The organism is Lentilactobacillus parabuchneri DSM 5707 = NBRC 107865 (genome assembly GCF_001435315.1).
GTDB classification, from domain to species: Bacteria; Bacillota; Bacilli; order Lactobacillales; family Lactobacillaceae; genus Lentilactobacillus; species Lentilactobacillus parabuchneri.
This window is the reverse complement of record NZ_AZGK01000017.1, coordinates 32,933-39,860: the sequence shown is the minus strand read 5'-3', so window position 1 is coordinate 39,860 and position 6,928 is coordinate 32,933. Positions and strand designations below refer to the sequence as shown.

Genomic DNA, 6,928 nt, shown 5'->3' with positions numbered 1-6,928 from the left:
CGCTTAGTCCAACAACAGACTTCAACGCGAAACGCGTCAAAGTCTGTTGTTACACTAATGCTCGAAAGCTCCCCGGCTTGGTACGCACTCTATTTTCTTGTCCTATCCGCCACCTTCTGGCTTCTATCAATAAAGTCTTTGAACAACTTTCTTGAATCTTCGAAATGCTTGAAGATGTTTTCCGGATGCCATTGGACTGCTAGGATTTGGTCCGTGTTCACCGACTCAATCGCTTCAATCACTTGATCGTCTGCTCTGGCGGTTACTTTCAGATATGGAGCGACATCTTTGACCGCTTGGTGGTGCCTTGAGTTAACGTACGGGCGTTGGCCGATAATATCGTTTAGACGGCTGTCCGGGTCCACTGTGACATGATGGGAAGGCATGTTGCCAGGCGCCTCCTGAGAGTGCTTGAGGGTCGCATGCAGGTCCTGTGACAAATCTTGATAGAGTGTTCCACCAAGTCCGACGTTAATCAGCTGCATACCGCGGCAAATTCCCATGATGGCTTTTCCCGCCGTCACTGATTGTTTTAATAGCTCAATTTCAAATAAGTCACGTTTTAAATAAGTCATTCCCAGCTTTTGGAAAGGTTCCTCTCCGTAAAAAGTTGGGTCGACATCCGCGCCACCGAGGAAACAGACGCCATCAAACAGTGTCATATAATCGCGCACATCTTCGGGATTAACACTTGGAAAAATAACTGGAACCCCACCAGACTTAACGATTGCTTCGATTGCCGGTCGTGGTGCAAACGCGGCGTTTCTCTCGTTGATGACGTTCGTCGCTTCAGCAAGTGTGTCCGCAGGTAGTGCAATTCTTGGGCGCAATAAAATCCCTCCTCAAAATAATCACTTTACATATACTTTTGTTATTGTACTCCAAACCATTCAATTAAAGCGAAATTTTGAACGCTGCCAACTAAAAATCGCACTAGGCCTGGTCTTTATCTTTGTCAGGCTCCCAGCTGCCCTTAAACAATTCATGTTTCAAGTCATTCGCTGATAGTTTGGCGTGATTCTCAAATCCCTTAAATGGACGAATCGATTGCAGGGCTGATTGCTGGTAACGTTTGGCTCGGTTTAACGCGTAGTCTGTGAGCGATCCGTCCTTAATGTGGGTTAACAACTTGGCACTCGGCGTCGTCAACGGATTTTCCACCCGATCCTGCAGATCCTGAAGTTCTTCTTGGTATTCCGGTCCCAGTTGAATCCTATTGGCATACATTTCCAAGCTTTGAAGAAAGGCCCTTGCATTTGCTTGGTACTTCGAAACATCATTGGGGTGTTCTTCAGAGACGGCTTCATTCATCTTATCTGAACGGGCGATGACCTTTTGAACTTCGTCAGGATTCAGTGCCGGCGACATAATAAAGTAGCTGGCTAACAATCGGATAAAACGTAGCGTATTGGTTCGAATCCCCACCGAACTGCTGGGGTCAAGGTCGAGCATCCGCAATTCAAGGTAATTAATCCCCGTTTTAGGAAGCTCTTTGAGATGACTGTTACCCTTAAAGCGAACGGCGCCGTGAAATTCGTAATCAGAAATCAGCTTGCCATCCGCTACGCCCTTTTCAATTCGGTCGACGTATCGTTGGACGTTGGTGTAATCCCCGGTAAATGGATTCCCAAATCCATGGGAACTTTGACGAATACTCCGGATAGGCTTCTTTGGGCCCTCACCAGATTTGAAGTAGTTGGCTTCAGCAATTGGGCTGGCACCAAATAGATATGTAATGACCCATCGGTAACGTAAAAATCCCTGTGCAACTTTTGCGTACAAATAATTTTGAAGTTCAACTTTTGATTTGAACTGATCGCCCATTTGATCCAATACTAGTTCGAAGACGTGGGGATCAATGCTCAAGTTAATGTGGGCACCACAAGGCGTTCCTGCCGAAAATCCGTGGCGTTTGACCCATTCTTTGAGGTAGGCTTCCTTTTCAGGACCCATCTTAGCCAACGGAATGGCGGATTTGTCCTTAGGTAAACGCGGTGGCATGGATAACGGCCACAATAATTCACCTGGTGATAGCGCTGATCTGAGTGCGTTATTAATACTAAACAAATAGTGCATGGCATCTAACGCGTGAGCGGCAGGTGGTGTTACCACCTCAGACATCGTTTCCAAAAAATCATTGGTGATCCAGGGATTGGTTTGTTCATTTCCAGCTGCGGCAGGATAGGGTTCCTGGCTGAAGTTCCCATTTTCATCAACCCGCTGCATTTCAATTTCCAAGCCCATCGTAAAATCTGAGGTCTTGGCCACAGCCTCATTATCGAATATTAACTGACCGATTTCGCTAAACATAGCATTCCTCCTTAGTCTGATTAATTAAAATTTGATGATAATTGATGTCAAAATACTAACACTATAATGCGTTGTAAGCAATGACTTTAGTGTTATCAATCAAAGATTTGTGCTAAAATTGTTTTATTTAATCTGATTCTAATTTAGAGGTGAAATCATGAGTATCTTCGTCAAGCTGGGATGGTATTTCAAACGGGAATGGAAAATCTACCTGGTCGGATTGTTTGGCCTGCTGCTGACGGCGCTGGTGGGAATCGTTCCACCACGGATTATCGGAAACTTGGTTGACTCAATTCACAACGGTAAGTTAACCGCAAAATACCTGGCATTTTTATTGATTGTCTTAACAATTGTTTCCTTTGCCCAATATGGTGCCCGGTACTTATGGCGAACGGCGATTTGGGGCGAGGCAGCCAAGCTTGAAAAGGTTTTGCGGAACCGGCTATTTTTCCATTACACCAGTATGGATCATGAATTCTTTCAACATTACCGGACCGGTGATTTAATGGCCCATGCAACCAATGATTTGTCAGCGATTCAGCGGGTTGCCGGCGGTGGCATTCTCCAGTTTGCCGACTCCATGATTACTGGAGGAACGACGCTGATTGCCATGGTTACCCTAATTGATTGGCGATTAACGTTAATTGCCATTTTACCGTTTCCATTATTGGCTGTGATGGCGCGTTATTTGGGGACGAAAATTCATTTTGCATTTAGAGATTCTCAGGCCGCGTTTTCACGACTGAATAACAAGGCTGAGGAAAGTATTACCGGAATCAAGGTCATTAAAGGTCTCGGCCAGCAAAAAGAAGACATGCAGGACTTTGATAACCAGGTTGCGCGGACCATTAATATCAATCGACGGGTTAACTTGTTGGATTCGATGTTTGATCCAATGACAACCATGATTATTGCCTTGTCGTATGTCATTACCATTGTTTATGGTGGCTATTTAGTGACTAACGGGACGATTACGATTGGTTCGCTGGTCTCGTTTGTTTCCTATCTGGCCATGATGATCTGGCCAATGTTTGCGATCGGGATGCTGTTCAATACACTGGAACGTGGAAATGCCAGCTACGATCGGGTTATGGACTTAATTAATCAAAAAAGTAAAGTGATTGATGATCCTAATGGGGTGGCGACTTCTCCCAAGGGGGAGCTTGACTATGACGTTAAGCGGTTCTCGTATCCTGGCGATAAGCGGCTGGCTTTGCAGGACATCGATTTTAAGGTGCCGGCTGGAAAAACAGTTGGTCTGGTTGGTAAAGTTGGTTCGGGTAAAAGTACCATTCTCAGACTGATTTTACGCCAGTTTGATAATTATGAAGGCACCATTAAATTTGGCGGCATTGACATCAAAAAATACAAGATGGACGCCTTGATTCCAGCGATCGGGTACGTGCCACAGGATACTTTTCTGTTTTCGGAAAGCATTCGAGAAAATATCCGTTTTGCCCGGCCAAACGCGACACAGGCTGAGGTTGAAACAGCCGCTAAGAAGAGCGATTTGTATGATCAGATTACAGGAATGCCCGAGGGATACGATACTGCGGTTGGTGAGGAAGGCATCTCGCTTTCTGGCGGCCAGCGTCAGCGGTTGTCGATTGCCCGCGCTCTTTTAATTAATCCAGAGTTATTAATCTTGGATGATGCGCTATCTGCCGTGGACGCGGAAACGGAAACTCAGATTTTGGAGAATTTGCATGCCGAACGGTCCGATAAGACGACAATCATTTCGGCTCATCGTTTGAGTTCAGTCATGAACGCAGATGAAATTCTAGTGATTGATGATGGTCGAATTGTTGAACGCGGGACCCATGATCAATTAATGGCCCGTGGTGGCTGGTATCACGACATGTTTGAGAGACAGGAACTGGAAACCAAAGTGAAGGGGGCAAAAAGCTGATGGATAATTCAACGAAGCACCAATCCGCTTGGTCGAAAAGTATCCCGATTAAACAACAGATGCACATCATTTGGCGATTGTTTAAGTATGCGGCTCCCTACAAATGGTACTTTTACTTTTCGGTTCTGTTTGCGATTGCGGTTGCCGTTGTCAATATTTTACTGCCCCGAATCATTCAAACTTTTATGGATTCGCACTTGGTTGTCGGACACACTGACTTTGCGATGATGTGGTTCTTTGCCGGCCTGTATTTCTTCGGCATGCTGTCAAAGGCGATCATGCAGTTTGCTCAAACGTATTTATATGAAATGGGCGCCGAGTATATGCTTGAAAATACCCGTCGGAAACTGTTTGCAAAATTGCACACCTTGGGGATGCGTTACTTCGACCAAACCCCAAGCGGTTCAATCCTTTCCCGACTCACAAATGATACGATGGCGTTTGCGAACTTCTGGGCACTTTTCAGCAGCCTGGTGGTCACGATATCGGCGATGATTTCGTCGTTTGTTGCCATGTATCTGGCTGACGCAAAGATTGCGATGTGGTTGCTGGTCTTCATGCCATTTTTGTTTGTCACGGTCTGGTACTATCAGCGATACAGTACCCGAGTTTATCGGCGGATGCGGGAACGGCTGAGTCTGTTAAACGCCAAGTTGGCTGAAGGGATTACCGGAATCAGCGTGGTGCAGCAGTTCCGTCAAGAAAAGCGGATTAACCAAGAGTTTAGCGATACAAATGATCAGTACTATGACACTCGGCGGGCGATGATTCGAATTAACTCATTGCTGTTAAACCCAATCATTAATCTGTTCTACGCATTGGGCACTGTTCTGGCGTTGGGGATGTTTGGTATTCGGGGTCTTCATGGTTACGTGGCCGCCGGAATTATTTATGCGTTCATTACTTATCTGTCCAATTTCTACAACCCAATGTCTGAAATGATGGACCGATTGAGTGACTTTCAAGATGGTGTGGTTGCCGGATCACGGGTGCTTAAGATTATGGATGATCAAACCGATGAACCGAAGCAGCACGTCGACCCGGATGCCCGAATTACGGAAGGCAAGATCGAATTTAAACACGTCACATTTTCATATGACGGCAAAAACGATGTCCTCCACGATATTTCCTTTGTGGCAGAGCCGGGGCAGACAGTCGCGCTGGTTGGTGAAACCGGGAGTGGAAAGACGTCTATGATTAATATCTTGATGCGCTTTTATGAATTTGGTTCCGGTGAAATCCTGATCGATGACCGAGACATTCGTGACTATTCGATTCAGGAGTTACGCAAAAAAATGGGCTTGGTTCTGCAGGAGCCGTTTATGTTCTATGGGACGGTGGCCTCAAATATTCGAATGTTTAATCAAGAAGTCACTGACGAAGAGGTTCGAGAAGCGGCGCGGTTCGTTCAGGCAGATCAATTTATTGAAGACTTACCGGATCAATATAATTCTCGGGTCATTGAGCGTGGGGCCAGCTATTCCAGTGGTCAACGACAGTTAATCTCATTTGCCCGAACGCTGGTGACGGATCCCAAAATTCTAATTTTGGATGAGGCAACCGCAAATATTGATACGGAAACCGAGCAGGTAATTCAAGCCGGATTGGCTAAGCTCCAAGAGGGAAGAACAACGATTGCGATTGCCCACAGATTGTCGACGATCCAAAACGCGGATTTGATCCTGGTCCTTGAGTCAGGAAGAATTGTCGAGCGGGGAACCAATGATGAATTGCTGCAGAAGCACGGCTTTTATTATGATATGATCCAGTTGCAAAATTCGGCGCATTTAGACTAGAGTGCGGAACAAAGCGCTTAGCAACTGGAGCCTAAGGAGACTTTGGGGAAAATCGAGTTTGATTTTTCCCAAAGTCTCCTTAGGTGCAAGTTGCTGCTTTGTGGAGCACGTTTTTCAGCAAAGTAGCAGAAACAATTTATTATTCCCGGCTTTGGAATGATGACTTGTTCGCCTTAAATGGCCGGGATCAGCCGTTTGAGGCACGTTTCAGCTAGATAAAAGTAATGCACTAAACAGGGAGGGGGCTTCTGGAAAAATCGAGTTTGATTTTCCCAGCAGTCCCCTTAGGTGCAAGTTACTGCTTTGTGGCACACTTTTCTGCAAAATCGCCATACTAAAAGCGTTCACCTCGAAACAATCTTTCGAAGTGAACGCTTTTGTTATATCATAGCATCTGATTATTGAATCTCGATTTGGCCATTGTCTTGCTGACTATCTGCAGCCTTTGGTAACGTTACAGTTAAGACGCCGTCATTCATTTGGGCTGAGATGTGATCGCGGTCAACACCAGGCAATTCGTAAGTTCGTGACATGACGCCATGACGACGTTCGCTGGCAACCACTCGACCTTGTTCATCCTTCTTTTCGGAATCATTTTCTTGGTCAATGCTTAATGCCAGATCGCCATGTTGATATGCCAAGTGGATATTGTTCTTATCAACACCAGGGACATCAACTTTCATGACGTAGTTCTTGTCGTTTTCGGTAATGTCGGTCTTCAAATCACCCGTTGCCATGTAGTCATTATCTGCATCAGCTGGGCTAAAGAAGCGACGTGCCAAAGTATCAAAGAACGGATCCATTGCGAAACGATTCATTAATTCATTTGCCATAATACCAATCTCCTTTTTGTTTATTAATAATGTAAATTAATAAGCGTCAAGGGTGGTGAAACATGATTGTTGCGTCACGT

At 45.5% G+C, this 6,928-nt stretch carries 5 protein-coding genes; 2 read left to right on the top strand and 3 right to left on the bottom strand.

The window, feature by feature from the left end; translation table 11 throughout:
• Positions 1 to 89: 89 nt before the first annotated feature.
• Positions 90 to 830: a gamma-glutamyl-gamma-aminobutyrate hydrolase family protein gene (locus FC51_RS10695; protein ID WP_057910824.1), complete on the bottom strand. Its 741-nt coding sequence runs from the start codon at positions 828 to 830 to the stop codon at positions 90 to 92.
• A 103-nt stretch (positions 831 to 933) separates the two neighbouring features.
• Positions 934 to 2,310, bottom strand: coding sequence for a glutamate--cysteine ligase (locus tag FC51_RS10690; RefSeq protein WP_057910823.1), 1,377 nt, complete (start codon positions 2,308 to 2,310; stop codon positions 934 to 936).
• 157 nt (positions 2,311 to 2,467) lie between these two features.
• On the opposite strand from FC51_RS10690, the gene FC51_RS10685 reads away from it, so the two are divergent.
• Together FC51_RS10685 and FC51_RS10680 are read left to right on the top strand one after the other, a co-directional pair.
• Positions 2,468 to 4,219, top strand: coding sequence for an ABC transporter ATP-binding protein (locus FC51_RS10685; protein WP_057910822.1), 1,752 nt, complete (start codon positions 2,468 to 2,470; stop codon positions 4,217 to 4,219).
• Positions 4,219 to 6,015: an ABC transporter ATP-binding protein gene (locus FC51_RS10680; protein WP_057910821.1), complete on the top strand. Its 1,797-nt coding sequence runs from the start codon at positions 4,219 to 4,221 to the stop codon at positions 6,013 to 6,015. The genes FC51_RS10685 and FC51_RS10680 overlap by 1 nt, the downstream gene beginning before the upstream one ends.
• Before the next feature lie 398 nt (positions 6,016 to 6,413).
• On the opposite strand, the gene FC51_RS10675 is transcribed toward FC51_RS10680, so the two are convergent.
• Complete coding sequence (locus FC51_RS10675; RefSeq protein WP_057910820.1) at positions 6,414 to 6,848, bottom strand: Hsp20/alpha crystallin family protein; 435 nt, start codon at positions 6,846 to 6,848, stop codon at positions 6,414 to 6,416.
• Between the last annotated feature and the right edge of the window lie 80 nt (positions 6,849 to 6,928).